Genomic DNA, 17856 nt, shown 5'->3' with positions numbered 1-17856 from the left:
CTAAACTCCTTCTCTGTCCGGCTCCCCTCATTATACGCGAAATGCCGCCGCTTTACCCTGACGTTTTGCCGGGCCATTCGGAGGACTGCTTTTTCTTCATGTCAAGCACGACCCATTTGGCGCAATAAAAACTCATGCTTCCTTCCCCGTCATCGACATAGTAGCGGATTGATTCCCAGCCGCCGTCGACCGGGCTGATATCCAGATGGATGTCGGTGATGCTTTCAAGATCATCCGGCCTCAGTAGAACTGCTTTCTCATGTTTGTGCCACTCCATTTTGTGCCTCCTTTTTTTCAGCTGAATTGGCATGTCTGACTCAAATGAATTTTTCTTACAAACCCCCATGAATTTCTTTAATATGTCTGCATCCAATCTCTTAATTCTTCTAACGTATGCAGATACGAATCAGGCGAATCTTTCAGATCAAACCCGCTCAAATATACGAGCATCTCCCAAACGGTTTCGTCCTCAACCGCCGGATCATCTGCAGCCACATACTCAGACGCCCAATCCGACACTTCTCCCCTCGTCGATTGACCGTTCAGGATCAGACCAGCCTTTTTCAAACATTCTGCTATTGTTGGTTCTTTCACGTCAAAAGCCTGCCTTTCATTTCTTGTTTAAAATGCTGACTAACAGCCTCCTGGCCCGTTCGTGCCGCCCGATTTCCCGGCTGAGCTCCGGATAATCCGTTAAAGCATTTTTCAGCTGCGCATATTGCGGATACAGCTCAAAAAAGGATTTATATAAGGCTTTACGCTGCCTCGCAGGCATTTGTTTATTCTCCAAAACAAAATCTAAGCTGCCGCAGATAAGCGCGAAATACTCATAAAAATCCCCCGCGCAGGCAACCCCCTCAAAGTCTTCTTCGAATCTCCCTGTATCTGAAGGCAGCGGACCCTCTAATTCTTTTTTGTATAATTTCAGGTTTCGGATGACGTCATCATTTAAAGAATATCTGTTGGATCTTAACATCTCAGAATCACTCGAATATCACCTGATTCATCGATGATCGTAAACGAAAGCCCGTCATTCTGATGCCGTCCGAGATACAGATGCCCGCAGTAATCAAAATTACAAAAACATCCTTTTACTGATTCTTCGACTATCTTATTCATTTTTATTTTCATGTAATTACCCCTTGAGTCTTGGATGGTATTTTATTTATATCGATCGTTCACTCTGTAAAATGATATGCAGATGGCTGAAAAAAGCCATCTGCATAGGATTAATCAATACTTCACCAGATATAAATCGTTATCACTAAAGATAAACATGCGGTCCTGTACGGCTCTGTACGTTGTTTCTCCTTTTCTATCAATACCGTGTATCATGACGTCAGTCTCTGATAAGCCTTTGTGCTCTTCATGAAATGTAAATAGGGTATCCTCGTGACTCTGAATCAGCAGCACCCTTTTTTTCGAAACGGATAGCTGATCACAATAGGAGTATTGATCGCCGTCCAGCACATATTCTGCAACAGTACGAATTCTATCCCGTCCAATCTGATAATGCCCGATGACACAGCAATCCTCTCCCTCGAAACATACATACAAATCAGATTTGATCGATTGTACGGCATAGCATTCATGCATCATTTCTTTAAAATCGTCTTCAAAATAAAACGTTCTGTCTTCTGCATGAAAAGCAAATATCGCTTTTCCTTGAGGATTTCTCTCATCATACATACCCTCGTCCGTTAATCCGATCCATAATAATCCATCCTCACCCAGATGAAATACATTGGCGCTTAATAGAAAAGAACAAATCGGATTGATTTTATTACTGTTTACGCAGTATACGGCTAATTGACACGTATGATTTTCCAGGTAAACGATAACGATTGTGTTATCATACGAATCAACCAGATAGAAATGGGCATCTTCAGAAAATCCGTGTAACTCTTTTTTGATTAAAAGAGAGCTGCCTTTCATAACCTCCAATATTACTTTGTGATCGTGCACGGACACAATAAACACTTGATCATCCCGACCCGCATTGAAATAAATGATATTTTCCCTTTCATATGACCCAACACGCTCCGCGGTAAGTTCTAACATCAGCAACACTCCGTTGATTAGGAACCTGAAATTTATATTAAATTAATCAATGATATATAAATCTGCTGCATCGTATTCAAACCAAATGATTTTTTCATTATTTTCAGTAGTTACATCAACCTTTTGAGTGTTCAGGTTCATATAGGACTTATTTTTGGCAGGATTTGCTATTATAACAACAAAGTCATTGATCGATGCTAAAAAATATAATTCATCTAATAAGTGATCTGCCATCAATTCTTCTTTGGTTAGGGCACATTCAATATGAATGAACTTTTTCGATACAGTATTCATATGTATCATTTTCTTTTCAACCTTCTTCTTCCATTCTTCAATAAAAGAAGGAAATGCCATTACTTCTATTAGAGCTGTTTCGAACTCTAAGTCATTCATTAATTGAGAAAAAGTATCTTTACTCACTAGATCACATGAATAAATCGAATTGTATTTAAGCGGGTTAATCACATCCAGATTCCCTATAGCCTTCAATGATTCTTTTTGTATATTTAAAGGACTGCTCATGTTTGCCTCCGCGAACGGTTTCGTTATGTAAGAAAAGAGAGGCTGGGAACCTCTCTTATTTATGATTTCGAATGATACGCATAAAATGATTGGTCGTCAAAGCGAACTGTTTCAGCTTCTACAGCAATCAGCATGCTGTTCATATTTATAAGAAAATTAGCATTTGATTGATACTCCGGAATTACAGCATTTGATAGATTACCGATTCCTTCCGGGTGGTAACTCATCTCAAATACTTGCCAATTGTATTCTTCCGGATCTATTTTTTCTAATCTCATATCACCAATATCTGCACTAAAATAAACAGATGCTGCATTTTGAAAAAGAATGTTATGCGTAAATTCGGCTTTATTTTCAACGACCTGAATCTTAAGTGAAAGCTCTTTTTTAAACACATGAAAGTCAAAATGAAGGACAGCGCACCCTCCGTCTATATAATCTACCCATTCATTAATTGTCTTGTACACCGTTTATCTCCCTAATGAAGTTTTGGAGTCTTTGAGATCTGATTTTAAAGTCTACACGAAAAGTTCTAGCTTCTCTTCATTACGAATATTCGTTTTCTTTATCTATACTCAAAATAAAAAATGGTTCAATTGTTTCTAAACGTATCCTGTCTTGTTTCCCCGCTAATAATGCTTCAATCCCTGATATCAGCATTTTAAATTCACTTTCTAATAAAACGGCAGAGTAATCGCGGGCGATTGCTTTATTATGTTCCAACAGTTCAAACATTGTTGAGATAAAAGGATCATCCTCTGCTTCTTGATACCTTCTCGGTGTTATTTCAAGTTCCAGACAACCGTCTCCGATTTTGGCCATGCTGTCTCCTCGTTCTCTACTTAATAGCTTTAATTTAGTAGTAAATGATTTGAATGACGCTCTGGAATTCAAGCTAAGTTTCAATCGATTGTTCACCTTTTACTGTCTCAGTTCTAATCACCTACCCACTTATTATCTATAATTTTTTAAAAAAAAGCCTGTTGACCAAAAGATGATCAACAGGCTCATCTATTTTTTATTTAATAATGTTTATAATATTTTCTCTATGTCTAGATCCTATTCTGATTGTCTCGGAATCTGTTATTTCTATATGATAAAGAACATAATCCAGTAAATCTTTAATAATTGTTTTCTCTGCTAAAGGGGCTCCATTTAATATATCTTTTAACTCAACATCTTTTTCCAATAAGATTATATTTTCATGCGCAATTATTGTATTCTTGTACTCTTCTGCTGAGGTTTTTATAAATGAGATTTTTTTATTAAACAAAGTATTTGTTTTTAAGCTCGCTGAGAATATACAAGTATCACTATCTTTATTTGAAACAGAGTAAGAATACATTGCGTATTGTTTATTTTCCATATTTTTTAATATAACAAATATTAAATCCTCTATTGTTTTATACTCTTTTTCAACCCAATCATAGTCATTGAGAGTTGATATTTCATAAAAATAGTACATTTAATTCTCTCCTTCTATCTTTTATACACTGTAAACCGCCATTGTGCACTGCCCCTTTTCCATTTCCCTTTATATATAGAAAACTTATTGCTTTGTAAATGATAACCATGATTATTATGTGGTGTATGCCACTCTAGAGATCTATATATAGACCTCCCAGTCTTTTTCTTTCTCGAATAGATTATTCCCCAATAACCTCTTCCTTTTTCTCTATCCCCTTTTATACGGCCTACTTTATGAATTCTATATGGAATCCTTTTCGCGATTTTTTTTGCGCCTTTTTTAATAACTGATTTAGTCCATTTCTTTGATGCATTATATGCCTTACCAACATTCCTCTTTGCCCACTTTCCTGGAGCACCATTCCATGACCTTTTTATTACTTCCCATAGAATTCTGGCCCAGTGCCCATCTGGGTCGACCTTCATCACCGGATTGTTATTGGCATATGCATATCCATTCTGATCCAATGAATCCCCATCACTGCCCGGGTCTGGGTCTAGTGATAAGAATACGCCGTTTCTTGGCTCGTAGTAGCGGGCCATGAGATAGTACAGGCCGGTTTCTTCGTCGTATTGGTAGCCTGCGTAGCGGTAGCGATTGTCTTTTACTTCGTCGCTCGCTTCGGTTTTTGTCGGATTTCCCCACGCATCGTATTGATATTTGGCAACAGTTTTTCCGGTGCTGTCTGAGATGGCGATGACGTCGCCGTGTGCGTTGTAGTGATAGAAATATTTCTTGCCGTTCTTTGTATAGGATAACAGCTGGCCGCTGTCACCGTACGTGTATGATTTTGTGACGTTGTTGTCTGCGTCTGTTTCATACAGGACATTCAAGCTGTCTCCGTCGTAGAAGTAGTTCGTGACGTTTCCGTTGACGGTTTTTTGGATTCTGTTTCCTTTTTCATCGTATTTGTATGTTGCGAACGGCTTGTCTTCGCCTTTTTTCGTGACGGCGGTCAGGTTGTCTTCCGCGTCCCACGTATATGTGTATTTGCCGTCGGATGTGCGATTGCCGTTTTTATCGTAGGACAGGTCTTCGTCATTCACCTTCGTCAGCTGGTTCATGATGTTGAAGGATGCGTTGACTGATTTGCTTGCGCCGTCCTTTGTGGCGGTGACGTTTGTCCGGTTGCCGAAGCCGTCGTACGTATATTGAATGACGGTGCCGTCTTCATGAGTTTCTTTGACGAGCTGGTTGAGCTTGCCGTATTCGTACTGCACCTTTCCGCCCGCTGAGCTGTCGATGACCGTGCGGTTGCCGTTGGCGTCATATTCATAGCTTTCCCGGAAGATGCTGCCGCCGTTTTTCGTTCCGATATGAAGAGAGCTGACGAGATTCCGCTCATCATATGAAAAACTCGTGCCGACTTCATTGCCGCTGATGAATGTCTGAACATTGCCGTTTTCATCATAATCAAATGTATAGGCTGAAGTGCCGTCTTTCATTTCAATCATTTGATCAAGTTTGTTGTACGTAAAGCTGTTTGTTCCTTTTTGGCCGCCGTGGCTCCATGAGAAAGTTTTCAGCTTATCCGAATCAGCCGGGTACGTCCAGCTTTGGCTGCCGCCGCGGTCGGTTAATTCAGTCAGGCGGTTTTTGTTGTCAAAGGTGCGTTTTTTCGTTATATTTTGTTCTTTGTTTGTGACAGACGTTTCATTGCCGTTTTTGTCATAGGTAAAGTTATATTTTTCAGTGCCGTTATACGCTTTTGACTTAACCCGATCGGTGCCGTCATAGGTCAGCGACACTTCATTTCCGTTGGCGGAAACGGTTTTCGTCAAGTTGCTGTTGGCGTCATATTCACTCTTCAGTACATTGCCGAGCGGGTCGGTTGTTTTGACGAGCTTGCCCATGACGTCATATTCATATTGATAGGTCTGATCTGCGCCGGCCCGAATCGTTTTTGTCAGCTCATTTCCTTCCTTGTCATAGCTGTGAAGGATGGATGTGCCGTTTGACAGGGTCAGCTTTGTCAGCTGGTCGGCCTGATCGTATTCGTAGGCGGTTGTTTCGCCTTTCGCGTCGGTTTCAGACATTTTCTTTCCAGTCTCGTCATATGAAGCAGTGCTTGCATACCCTAGTTCGTCTTCTTCTTTTGTGACGTAGTTTCCTTTTTCGTCATAGGTGTTTTTCGTCAGGATGCTTCCTTCGATTAAACGGATATCATCAAACCACGCCGTTCCTGTGGCGCTTTTTTGGAACAGAATGCTGATTTCGATTTTATTGATCGGCTTTGTTTTCGGGATGACTGCCGCTGCCCGGTTCCATTCCTGTGTCCCCTGCGGGAATTTGGCGGTGTATACGCCTGTCGTGCCGTCCGCATAAGTGACGTCAGCCTGAAGCGCGTAATCATTGTCGTTCGTTAATTTTACGCCGTCAGCCTTGGACATCCCTGTCAGCGTGATATATACCGGCTTATCGTCCGCGCTTTGGCCTAATGTAACGGTTTGTTTTGCGGCCGCATTGGCTTGTGATGCATTTGTGCGGGACGCTTTTAATGAGCTGTCATCATCGAAGCCTTCATCAAGGTCAGCGGCGGCTCCGCTTGTGCTCCAGCCGTCTGCTTTAGCCGTGAAACTGCTGTTTTGCACCGGGTTATAGCTTGAAGAGACTTCCCCTTTTTCCAGCTGAACCTGATCAAACCACGCTTTTCCTTTGCCGTCCTTGTCGTTATGGTCCACTTCCATATAGACGATGGCTTTTCCTGCATTGGCCGGTGTTGTAAAGGTGATCTGCCGTTTCGTCCAGTCATTCTTTCCGGCTAATGCGCCTGATTCATTGTGAATCCATTGAATGCGTTTTTGGTCTTTGTCACGCAGATCAATGTTGAAATACGCTCTTGCCTTTGTCAGATCCGTTTTGATCTGGCCGCTGAGTGTATACGTCGTATTCGGCTCAAGCTGCACTTCCTGCGTTGCGGACGCATGGCCGTGCTCTGTTCCGGCTGAAGCGGATTGTGAGGAGATCTCCAGTGCTTTTTGTCCGGACAGCGCGCCGCTTCTTGCTTTTACAGATGCAATACTTCCGCTGTCTCTCGTAGCGGTGAGATTCCAGCCCAGCTTTGTTCCTTCAAAGCTGCCGTCTTTCAGCAGGCTTGCCGAAGCTGCCAGCTCTTTGCTTGATTGAATGAGATTTCCATACTTGTCATACACGGCGGCGGATGAGGATTTTCCGCTTTGATCCGTCTCAGAAACGGCATCAAGTCCGTCGTACGCAATATCAGTGACGTTCCCCTCGGTGTCCTTCATTTTCGTTACGTCATTGTTTTTGTTGTACTGATACGTTTCGGTGCCGTAGTTGTCTTTTACGGCTGTGACGTTGCCGTCTTTATCATATTGATAGCTTTCTGTCGCTTTGCCCGCATCCGCGTCGTTCGGATCGGTGTCCTGAATGACGTTGTTGCCTTCGTATACAGTGTTGGTCGTGATTTTCAGCCCTTCGGCATCATCGATTATTTGAATCGGGTTGCCCGCCTCATTATAGCCGTACTGCACTTTGCGGCCGTTCGGCTGCGTCATGAGCAGCGTTTTTTTGTCCGCGTCATAGCTGTAGTCGTACGTTTCTTTTTTCGCATTGACGGCTTTGGTCAGGCGGTGGCCGCTATATTGGTATTCAGTGAACAGCGGTTTGTCATCCGTGCTGTTTGCAGAATACTGCTTGACGAGGCGCCCCTCGTCATCGTAGTCATAGCTTGTGACGCTGCCGTCAGTATCCGTCACCTTTTTGAGAAGGTCTTTGTCATATGAATACGAAATCTTTTTGTTTTTCGGCCCTGTAAGAGATGTGACATGGCCGTTTTCATCATAGGTAAATGTCAGCTTGCGCCCTGATGCGTCTGTTATGGCGGTCAGCTGATTGCTGTCGTTATACTCGTATACGGTTGTGTTGTTGTGTCCGTCAACGATTTTTTGGAGCTTTCCGCCTTTTTTGCTGAAATAAGCGTTCGTCTGATCTTTTGTTTTTAATACAAATTGATCGCTTGTTTCCGTCAGTTCGAGATAAACGCCTGTCGGCGGCTGATACGTGCCGTCAGATTTTTTCGTGAAGACATGTGTTGTCGCGTCCTCATCAATATAAACGGCTCTGCCGTCTTCAGAAAGAATCGACGTTTCCGCATCGGCATACCAGCCTTGGCCGAACATATGGTCAGAGCTGTCAAGGCTGTTGAAGGTCCGGGAGAGTCCGAGCCCCGGTCCGCGTCCGTCGATTGACATATCTTCTTCATTGACGATGACATTTCCCGTTGCGCCGTTCAGCTGTCCGTCCGGAATGTCAATAATGGACCAGAATTCTTCCGTTCCGAGGAATTCCGCCCCTTCATGGAAAACAGGGTTAAAAGGTGCCGTCGGTATGCTGTCACCGTTTGCGTCATAGGCGGTCAGCGTAAAGGAATAGTTCTTCTTCCCTTTGTAATTGCCGTTTGCGTTTTCGTAAACAGGTGAAGGGTCAAGCGCCAGTTCGCCGCCCTTTCCGTCCGTGTGAAGCTGGAATCTTCCCGCTTTCACTTCATCGGCTGAAGGCCAGATGTGTTTGTTTTGGGTCGTCCAATGATCGGTATCACCGATATCGAATGATTGATAGTCTTTTCCGTTGTAGATGTTGATTTTGTAGCCTTTCGCGTTTTTCACCTTATCCCATATGAGATTGACATAACCCGTTTGGCTGGATTTCGTGTTCGTATAGACGTAGCCTGTCAGGTTTTTCGGCTTTGCGATATCAGGCAGCGCCGGACTCGCTTCCGGTGAGGCGATCGCTTCTCCGTCTTTGTTATAGGCAATGACTTTAAATCCGTAGGTTTTCCGGTTCGCATCTCCGCCGGCGTTTTTATAAACGGGGCCCGGGTTGATCGGCAATTCCGCGCCTTTTTTGTCTTTCAGGTGAAGCGCATATTTTCCGGCGCTGATTTCCGCCTTTGTCGGCCAGATGTTTTGATCTTTTGTGGACCAGGATGTTTTATTTCCGAGGTCAAGCGTTTCAAAGCTTTTGCCGTTAAAGACTTGCATTTTATACCCGGCTGCGCCTGATACGGCTTTCCAGGAAAGATCAAACCAGCCTGTGGCGTTGTTGTTATTAAAGCCTTTCGTACTTGGTTTCTGAACTCTGCCAATATTCGGAATGACGGGCTTGGCGGCCGCAGACATGGCGCCTTCTCCCTGGTCAAACACCGCGCTGACCGCGACCCAGTAATTTTTACTTGCCGGATAGCTGCCGCCGGAGTTTTTATAGACCGGCGAAGGATTAAGCGCTAATTCACTTCCGCCTTTTCCGTCTGTATGCAGCTTATATTTGCCGGAGTCGATTTCCGCTTTTGTCGGCCAGATGTTTTTTCCTTTTGTGCTCCAAGAGGTTGCATTGCCGACCGGAATGGCCTGATATTCTTTCCCGTTATAAAGCCAGACTTTATAGCTTTTGGCGCCTTCAGCTTTTTTCCAGCTGATATTGAAAAATCCTGTCGAATCTCCGTTATGATACGCTTTGACAGACGGCGTGTCCGCCTTCGGAATCGTGTATGTCACTTCAATGTATGGTTTTTTAGCAGAGTTTGCTGATGACATCAGCTTCTTCCAATATTCTTTTCCGTTGCCGTTTGCGTGAAGCTTAAAGCCGTAATTGGCGCCGCCGCTGTTCCACGACTTGACTGCGGAGGTGACATCGAAGCTTGCCCATTGGCCTTTATAGACCTCGGCTTTGCCGATGTTTTTGGAGCCCGGCTTGTTTTTCCACGTGACCTTGGCATTGTCGTAATTGCTGTTTACGGTGTCGAGCCAAAGCCCCGTCGCCTTTGATCCGTAATAGGAGTGGGCTGTGTATGCTTTAAGCGTCGCTTTTGTCACCGTCATATTTTTGATCGGCTTTAAATTATCAAACTTCATAAATGCGTAGTTCGTTCCGGTTGTGCCGTCATAATAGCCCGTTTTCAGTACGTACGCTTTCAATCCGGCGTCCCATTTCTGCGAAGCGGCAGAGTAGTTTGTCGTCGGATACGCGCTCATGACAAAGGTATCGGATGACACAGATACTGATGTTGAAGGGTCAATAGATACCGGATAAACCCGCTTGGGATCTTTCAGCCATTTTTCATCGGCCGTTACATGGAGCAAGTAGCCTTCGCTGTTTTTTTCAAGCTTGAAGCTGACATCTTCTGACCTGCTGACTTCACCTGACTTTTCATCGAGATCTGAGTCGGTCATAAAAGGCTTCGGCACGGTATAGACGACATTGTCTTTATCATCAGAAAACGCGATCGAGCCGTCTTCCTGTTTTTTAGCCTGAAGGTCGGTTTTGATTTGAAAGGTGAAGGAATTGTAGCCTTCATATTTGTGAAGCACAAGGTCTTCTTTTATGTTTTCGTTAAATGTGTAGGTTTGTAAATCAATAGCAGGAAACACTTGCTGATACGTAAGCTCGTTGCTGTCTTCCTTGACTTTTGCTGAGGCATCTGTCGGAGTGATTGCAGCCTGATCGGGGCCTTTTGCGCCGGTTAATGAGTATGTGAGCTTATGATCATCATGTTCAAATGTGGCGTATAATCCGTTTTTCATTTGCTTCAGAAAATCGGAATTCAGCACTGTATTTTCCGTTCCGACTTCCTTTGAGCCGGTTTTCAATTCAGGGGAAACGTCTTCCCAGTCCGCATTGGCGGTTTCTTTCGTATGAATGGGGTCTGTGTAGATTTCCTGTTTGTACACACCCTCGCCTTCATAGTAAAGCTTTGAATTCTCAGTTCTTTCAGACGTGATCTCACCGTCTTGATTGATATCTTTTTGATCAAAAGGCATCTGCTCAGATGCTTTTTCCGCCGGAAGATCTTTTTCCGGGTCTGCGGCCGGAATGGCGGCGGTTTTCGCTTGATCTTGTTTTTCACGCGTTTCTGCCGCAAATACATCGGCAGGCGCAATGGAAATCATAAGCGTTGCCGCAAGAGTGCCGGCCAGCCATTTTTTCCACTTGTTCTTTTTTCCTATTTTCATAGGGTTCTCCTCCTTCTTTTGTAATATAGGCTTAACAATAGTAATATTATTGAAATTGTTTATCAATATTTTCCTAGGTATTTAAGGTTATTTTAAGGATTATAGGTATTTTGAACCTTTTATTCATAAAAAAAAACCGCCGGCTGCCGGCGGTTTTCGTATTATGGATAGCGGAGATTTGTATTTTGCGCTCCCGCGTAGGATTGGGCGAAGTTTTTGGCGTCCTGGGCTGAAAGGGTGCCGTAGCTGTAATTTGATCTCGGATTCCAGTCGGTGCGCGGTGATTTCGGGGCTTTGAGCGACGGGAATGAACCGGTGTCGGTGAATTGGGCCGTCCCGTAGTCGTCTATCATTCCGCCTTTTTCATTTCCGTTGCCGAAATAGTTGGCTTCTGAGAAGACAGTCGCGTTTGTATGAATGGTGAATCCTAAATTGAAATTGGTTACATAGTTGTTTTTCGCGTGAAAATAGCCGTATCTCATCAGACCCGGTGAACGCACATAGACGTTATTAAAATAGTTGTTGGTGATCGTCATATGCGGATAGCCGATATAATTGCGTCCTTCGTTATCATCATTCGGATAACCGAGAATCAGGCCGTACAGATGGTCTGTGAATTTAGAGTTAGACAGCGTCACAAAATCCGCTTTGGCGCCGACATACAGAAGCTTTCCCAAATCGCTGTGGCTGTTCGGATTGTAGCTGTGTCCTTCAAACCACACGTGGTCAATCCAGTAATTCTGTCCGTTCGCTATGTACATCGGAATGTCGTTGTTGCCTGTAATGGCGGCACTATGGCTGATAATGAGATTTTTGAAAATCACATTGTTTGAGCCGGAGCCGGTGGTCAGATAGATGTTGGTCAGCCTGTGGCTGGTATAAGAGCCGACGATGGTTTTATTGGCGCCGACTGTCACAACGGCTTTACCCGGGGAAGAAATATCACTTGTGATGACGATGGTTTTGCGGTCCGTTCCGCCCGCATTGTTTTTCAAATCATTGAGATTGCTGACGTAGACGACGGGGCCGCCTTGGCCTCCCGATACGGCGGATTTTGCTTTTCCGTTATGGTCCTTCGCATTTCCCGCGAATCCGGTAAGTCCCTGCATCACATCCGGATAAGCCGCTGCCGCTTCTGCCTGCTTTGATACGGAACATACGATGGCCAGACAAAGCGCAAAGCCGAGTGCAGCCAAGAAAGCGAGATGACGCGTCTTGTTTATCATGCCCTTCACTCCTTTAATCTCTTAAATTGTAAACACAAGAAGTATTATACAATTACTATCCTCTTTTTCCATGATCTGTTTGTCTGCTTTTTCGTTATGGCTGAATAGCCCCAAAATAAAAAAAGCAGCCGGTACGGCCGCCTATATACGGGTGCTGTCTGCCTGAGTTTCCGCCGGCACGGCTTTTTGCTTTCGAATCAGGGACAGCGCCATTCCCGCAAAAATCAATACAATCCCCAAAGATTGATAAAGGTCGGGGCGAAATCCCGTAAATACGGTGTCAAGCACAATCGCCACCGCCGGATCAAGAAATACGATGATTGAAATAAACCGGGTGGATAAAAACCGCAAGCTGTCAAAAAAGAGCAAATACACAATTCCCGTATGAATGATGCCGGTCGACACAATCATGATCCAGTTCACATGCGACAAATCAGAAAAAGCGCCGAAACGGACGAACGGGAGAAGAATGATAACGCCCAATCCGGTCTGCAAACAGGTGACGGCGTATGGGCTGAGGCTGTTGATGCCTTTCCCGGCCAGTGTCGTAAAAGCATAAAAAAGGGCGGCCAGCACGGCCCAAATAATACCCGATCCCATCAGCTGAGAAAATGATGTACTTCCGTTGATGCCGGAAATCAGGGCGGTGCCCAGAAAACAAATCACGATGGAAGTGACGGACACAATATGCAGTTTCTCCCGGTATATAAGGCTCCCTAGGAGAAGGACGAGAACCGGAGCCAGATGATAAACGGAAATCGCTATCGTCACTGATGTCTCCTCAAATGATTTAAATAAAAACACCCAGTTCAGCACGAGAAAAAATCCGCAGGCCAGTGTCTGCAGCACCTCACGCCGGTTCCATTGTTCGGTGCGGTACCGTCCGGAACCAAACCAGCAAACGCCCAGAAACAATGAGGCGCACAGACATCTCACAAAGACCAGTTCAATTGAAGGCACATTCGTATGTTCCGAGAAAAAGCCGATTGATCCGAAAATGACCATGGAAATGACCATTTTGATGACGGCATTTGATGTTTGTTCAGCTTGCATTGATTTGCTTCCCCCATATCATTGACTGTTTATTCAGACAAATACTAACAGCCATTTTACTTGATTCAGAGGAAGATTTCATCCTATTTTTCGAAAGACGGCGGTCTTTTCTCATTAAAAAAACCCCGCATCAGCAGGGTCTTCCGTTTAATGAACGATCAGTACAGGACAAGGAGACAATTGTGAGACCTTATGGCTCACGCTTCCGAGCATCATTTCTTTAAATCCGCTGATTCCGCGGCTTCCGACGACAATCAGATTGAAATGCTGTTCTTTCGCTATGTTTAAAATTTGATGCGCAGGTTCGCCTTGGACGTACAGGCTTTCCGCGTTTACTCCGCTTTCAGCCGCTTTCTGCTTGGCATCTTCCAGAATGGCCGCTCCTTTTTGCTCGACTTCATGTTTGATGTCTTCAATGAAGTTTTCCGGAACATAGACAATCCCTGTTAAGGCTGATGTGGAGACAACGGCTTCACGTCCCGCATAGAGAATGGTGAGTTCAGCCTGCTGTTCTTTCGCCAGATGGATCGCTGCGTCCAAAGCTTTGCCGCTCATGTCTGAACCGTCTACTGCTGCAAGAATTTTTTTAAACATATGAATCCCGCCTTTCTGCTTTTATTGTCCTCCTCTCTTTGCTGAATGTCAATTTTGCCGGCTTTCTCCGGAACATTGCGCTTACAGACTTTCTCCGTTTGTGGCGATGACGTCTTTATACGAAACCAAACTACCTCAGCGTTATTTTTTAAGCGCTTAATAAATAGGACTTTATTCTCTTCTTTTTTAGTATTACCTATTGGTAAGAGTAGTGATAAAATGGAATTATTGATATAAAAAAGGAGATTATGATGAGAAATCATAGAGGCTTCCATGAGGAAATTCAGCAACAACAAAAACTTTATCCAACATCACATCGCATTCAACCGGTCAGCCCAAAAGAATATGCAGAGGTTTTGACTTTACATACGGCAAAACAACTGAGCGAGACATTTCAAACACTTGTGGATCAAGATCAATATGAACAAGCGATTCAGCTGAGCGAGAGGGTTGCTTCTCAGCTTGGACAACATACGAATTTTTCATTACCACTTTCCACAGTGCTTTATAGTTTAAACGAAGTGGAACTTCCTATTTCAGAGGAATTTTCTCTACATCGTCTGAAACTGCTAGGAAATCATCAAACTCATGATAACTTTTTCAAAGCATTAAAACACGAGATGTTAACGGCGGATCGGGTAGACTTTATGGTTAGTTTTACAAGGTGGTCTGGTGTTCAGCTTTTGATCCCTCCGCTTCAGGAGCTTGCGAAAAGACATGTCCCTGTACGCATCATTACATCAACCTATATGGGTATTACAGAACCAAAGGCGTTAAGACATCTTCTTCAATTTGAAAATGTTGAGTTGAGAATTGTAAATGAATATAAAAAATCTTTCCATACGAAAGCATACTTATTTGAACGCTGTTCTGGACAGCATAGTGTCATTGTAGGATCTTCAAATCTATCACAAGCTGCACTTACGACAGGGTATGAGTTAAATGTTAGACTACCCGAAACCAGATATCTTCCTGTTTATCAACAAACAAAAGATTTGTTTGACACGGTTTGGAATGAAAAGACACAGCCTGTTGACGAACAATTTTTACAAGCCTATGAGGAATTCCAAGCAGGAAGCCAAAAGGTAAGTGCTTCCTTTGCTGCTCAAAACTCTCTTTACAAAACGAAAATGTCCCCGAATGCCATGCAAAAGGAAGCGTTACGAAACCTTAAAAAAACAAGAAACGAAGGGGAGACAAAAGCAGTCATCATCGCCGCCACTGGAACCGGAAAAACATTTTTAGCAGCATTTGATTTTGAGCAATTTAAACCAAATAAATATCTTTTTCTTGCCCACCGGGAAGAATTACTTACAAAAGCAATCGAAACATTTCAGAAAGTCACCAATAATCATGAAGATTTTGGTTTATTGACTGGAACGAAAAAAGAAAGAGATAAACGTTTTCTATTTAGCACAGTACAAACGCTACATAAAAAAGAAACGTTGGAATCCTTTTCAACAGATGAATTTGACTACATTGTGATTGATGAATTCCATCATGCAGAAGCATCTACCTATCAAGCTGTATTAAACTACTTTACACCAAAGTTTTTATTAGGTTTAACTGCAACTCCAGAGCGCCTTGACGGTAAAGACGTCCTTCAGATTTGTGATCATAATGTTGTTTACGAAATTAGACTCCGTGATGCTCTAAAGGCAGAGCTACTTGCACCATTTCACTATTTTGGAATTTCAGATCATACTGTAGATTACGAAAAAGTAAAAGTGAAAAATGGAATGTACGAAGAGAAATCGCTAGTAGATCATTTAAAAACTCATAAACGAGTAGAATATATCATTAAGATGATCAACATGTATGGATTCCACGGCGAGAAAATGGTTGGCTTAGGTTTCTGTACAAACGTCGAACACGCAATATACATGAGTGATGAATTTAACAAATTGGGATTTTATACAACTTACTTAACAGGAAATGATTCTCCTGCAAAAAGACAAGAGGTCATTCGTCAACTAGAGGACCCTCACCACAGTTTAGAAATTATATTTACAGTAGATATTTTCAACGAAGGAATAGATATTCCAAAACTCAATCTACTATTGTTCCTTAGACCAACAGAATCACCAACGATTTTCATTCAGCAATTAGGACGGGGACTTAGAAAAACTGACGACAAAGAGTTTGTAACGATACTGGATTTTATCGGAAACTATCAAAAGTCATTCGTTATTCCACTCGCACTATCTGGACAAACAAGCCAAAAATCGTTTGATAAAGATTCCCTCCGAGTGGCCGTGACGCATGAGTTTTCAGATTTACCTGGAGGATCTTATGTTGACCTTTCAGCCGTAACGAAGAAAGAAATTTTAAATAAGATCGATCATATTAAACTAAATTCAGATGCCATGCTGAAAACGTTATACAAGCAATTTAAACAAGAGCTAGGACGCTCTCCAGAATTAATTGATTTTCTATACTCTGAACAGGCACCTGGGCTTACCTTTTTTATAAAGAAATACAAATCGTGGGTACAGACCAAAAAGAAAATGGACGATTTGAATGTTACAGATGAAGGAATTCTCAATAACCCCTTGGTTGTAGGGATAGTAGCAAAATTAGAACAGCAATTACCTATTAAATGGCCTTATGAATGGTTAATTTTACAGAGCGGTTTTCACAAAAATATCATCACAATAGAAGATGTAAAAGAATCGTTAGAAAAACAGTTTCATATTCAAATCACAACAGATACACATGATGACCTCATTCAACGAGCAATGGAGCGTTTAACGAAATCAGATCAAAAACAGAATTGGCGCTTTGGTACATTACAAGGTGATACATTCAAGTTAGATCCAGAAGTGAGCGAGATTTTAAACGATCCATTATTCGGACCGTATATTAAGGAGCGCGTCCACTATGGACTGATTGAATTTAGACGTATGAACAATATAGAAGCCCTTGCTTCAAAAGAGATTAAGCTAACATTGTATCAGACCTATACAAGAAATGAGCTCATTTATCTTTTTCAGTCAACTGATCAGGAAGGGACTTGGCGAGAGGGTGTACGTAGAGTTAAAAATCACTATTTAATCTTTATCAATTTGAATAAGTCAGAAAAAGTAGAAGATCATTTGCTATATAAAGATTATTTTATTGATCCTAGCCATTTTCACTGGCAAAGTCAAAATCAAACCTCACATACATCAAGCGTAGGGCAAAACTTTATTCACCATAAGGAAAAAGGATACCATATTCATTTATTTGTGAGGAAATTCACCGAAATGCACAACATCACTTTACCATTTATTTATGTAGGAGAAGCGGATTACGTATCAAGCCACGGAGACAAGCCAATGAATGTCAAATGGAAGCTCCATCAGCCTGTCCCAGAAAACTTGTATGTGGATTTAACGAATTAAAGCAGATACGGTCGGAAGATCAGCGGGTGCCCACTCTAGTGATTCTAGCTCACGTATAGGCACCCATCTGAATTCCGCATGCTCTTTCGCTACCGGCTCTCCTGATACAATCTTCGCTTTTATTGAAATTAAATTTACGATGACCTTCTCATATTCATGATGAATATCGGCTATCACATCGCCCGCCACAATTTTACAGTCAAGTTCCTCTTCAATTTCTCTTACAAGTGCTTCTCGTGCATTCTCCCCTTCTTCAAGTTTCCCACCAGGAAACTCCCACAGATTAGGCAGAGACATTGTTGGAGAACGTAGAGCACATAGAATTTCATTGTTTTCATTTTGTATGACTGCGGCGGCTACTTTTATTGTTTTTTTCAAAATTAAACTTCCTTTCTTTCTTAGTCGGTAGATCAGTTAAATTACTATTTAATTATAATCATGTTAGGAAAGCTTTTTTCTATTTTCTGAAAGACTTCAGTTGGTTAACAAAATTCTCACATCTGAAATATCTTGTTAGTTCACTTTTATTATATAAAAAAATAGCACTTTTTATAAGGAGATTAAAAATGTGATTATCC

The 17856-nt window shown here is 42.6% G+C and carries 14 protein-coding genes and 1 pseudogene; 1 reads left to right on the top strand and 14 read right to left on the bottom strand.

Going from position 1 to position 17856, the window contains the following annotated elements:
- Positions 1–52 precede the first annotated feature (52 nt).
- The 13 genes and pseudogenes from SB724_RS13695 to SB724_RS13635 all read right to left on the bottom strand — a co-directional run bounded on the left by SB724_RS13695 (position 53) and on the right by SB724_RS13635 (position 13895).
- Entirely contained in the window at positions 53–277 is a 225-nt protein-coding gene (locus SB724_RS13695) for a hypothetical protein (RefSeq protein WP_410571547.1), read from the bottom strand.
- A gap of 77 nt (positions 278–354) precedes the next feature.
- Positions 355–594 (bottom strand): DNA-binding protein, encoded by a 240-nt coding sequence (locus SB724_RS13690; protein ID WP_410571545.1) that lies wholly within the window; start codon positions 592–594, stop codon positions 355–357.
- 16 nt (positions 595–610) lie between these two features.
- On the bottom strand, positions 611–976 hold the full coding sequence (locus SB724_RS13685) for a YxiJ family protein (RefSeq protein ID WP_410571543.1): 366 nt from the start codon (positions 974–976) through the stop codon (positions 611–613).
- Positions 970–1131: a hypothetical protein gene (locus tag SB724_RS13680; protein ID WP_410571541.1), complete on the bottom strand. Its 162-nt coding sequence runs from the start codon at positions 1129–1131 to the stop codon at positions 970–972. Before SB724_RS13680 ends, SB724_RS13685 begins: the two co-directional genes overlap by 7 nt.
- 102 nt (positions 1132–1233) lie before the next feature.
- Positions 1234–2061 (bottom strand): hypothetical protein, encoded by an 828-nt coding sequence (locus tag SB724_RS13675; protein WP_410571539.1) that lies wholly within the window; start codon positions 2059–2061, stop codon positions 1234–1236.
- Positions 2062–2103: 42 nt separating this feature from the next.
- On the bottom strand, positions 2104–2583 hold the full coding sequence (locus SB724_RS13670; protein WP_326150810.1) for a hypothetical protein: 480 nt from the start codon (positions 2581–2583) through the stop codon (positions 2104–2106).
- A 59-nt stretch (positions 2584–2642) separates the two neighbouring features.
- Positions 2643–3050: a YxiG family protein gene (locus SB724_RS13665; protein WP_410571537.1), complete on the bottom strand. Its 408-nt coding sequence runs from the start codon at positions 3048–3050 to the stop codon at positions 2643–2645.
- Between the two features lie 51 nt (positions 3051–3101).
- Positions 3102–3405 (bottom strand): annotated as a pseudogene (locus SB724_RS13660) (WapI family immunity protein).
- A 196-nt stretch (positions 3406–3601) separates the two neighbouring features.
- Entirely contained in the window at positions 3602–4048 is a 447-nt protein-coding gene (locus SB724_RS13655) for a hypothetical protein (protein WP_015418541.1), read from the bottom strand.
- Between the two features lie 14 nt (positions 4049–4062).
- Entirely contained in the window at positions 4063–11022 is a 6960-nt protein-coding gene (locus tag SB724_RS13650) for a DNRLRE domain-containing protein (RefSeq protein WP_410571535.1), read from the bottom strand.
- A 161-nt stretch (positions 11023–11183) separates the two neighbouring features.
- A complete protein-coding gene (locus SB724_RS13645) occupies positions 11184–12248 on the bottom strand; it encodes a polysaccharide lyase family 1 protein (protein ID WP_410571533.1) in 1065 nt (354 codons plus the stop codon).
- A gap of 141 nt (positions 12249–12389) precedes the next feature.
- The gene (locus SB724_RS13640; RefSeq protein WP_021494691.1) at positions 12390–13301 is read right to left on the bottom strand and encodes a DMT family transporter; all 912 of its coding nucleotides are present in this window, start codon (positions 13299–13301) and stop codon (positions 12390–12392) included.
- A 147-nt stretch (positions 13302–13448) separates the two neighbouring features.
- Positions 13449–13895, bottom strand: coding sequence for a universal stress protein (locus tag SB724_RS13635; RefSeq protein WP_021494690.1), 447 nt, complete (start codon positions 13893–13895; stop codon positions 13449–13451).
- Between the two features lie 251 nt (positions 13896–14146).
- Between SB724_RS13635 and SB724_RS13630 the strand changes: the two genes are divergently transcribed.
- Complete coding sequence (locus SB724_RS13630) at positions 14147–17278, top strand: DUF3427 domain-containing protein (protein WP_410571530.1); 3132 nt, start codon at positions 14147–14149, stop codon at positions 17276–17278.
- On the opposite strand, the gene SB724_RS13625 is transcribed toward SB724_RS13630, so the two are convergent.
- On the bottom strand, positions 17267–17656 hold the full coding sequence (locus SB724_RS13625) for a (deoxy)nucleoside triphosphate pyrophosphohydrolase (RefSeq protein ID WP_021494688.1): 390 nt from the start codon (positions 17654–17656) through the stop codon (positions 17267–17269). The two genes, SB724_RS13630 and SB724_RS13625, sit on opposite strands and share 12 nt — an antisense overlap.
- Positions 17657–17856: the final 200 nt, after the last annotated feature.

It is taken from the genome of Bacillus sp. SIMBA_031, assembly GCF_046535225.1.
GTDB classification, from domain to species: Bacteria; Bacillota; Bacilli; order Bacillales; family Bacillaceae; genus Bacillus; species Bacillus velezensis.
This window is presented reverse-complemented; position numbering and strand designations above follow the sequence as displayed.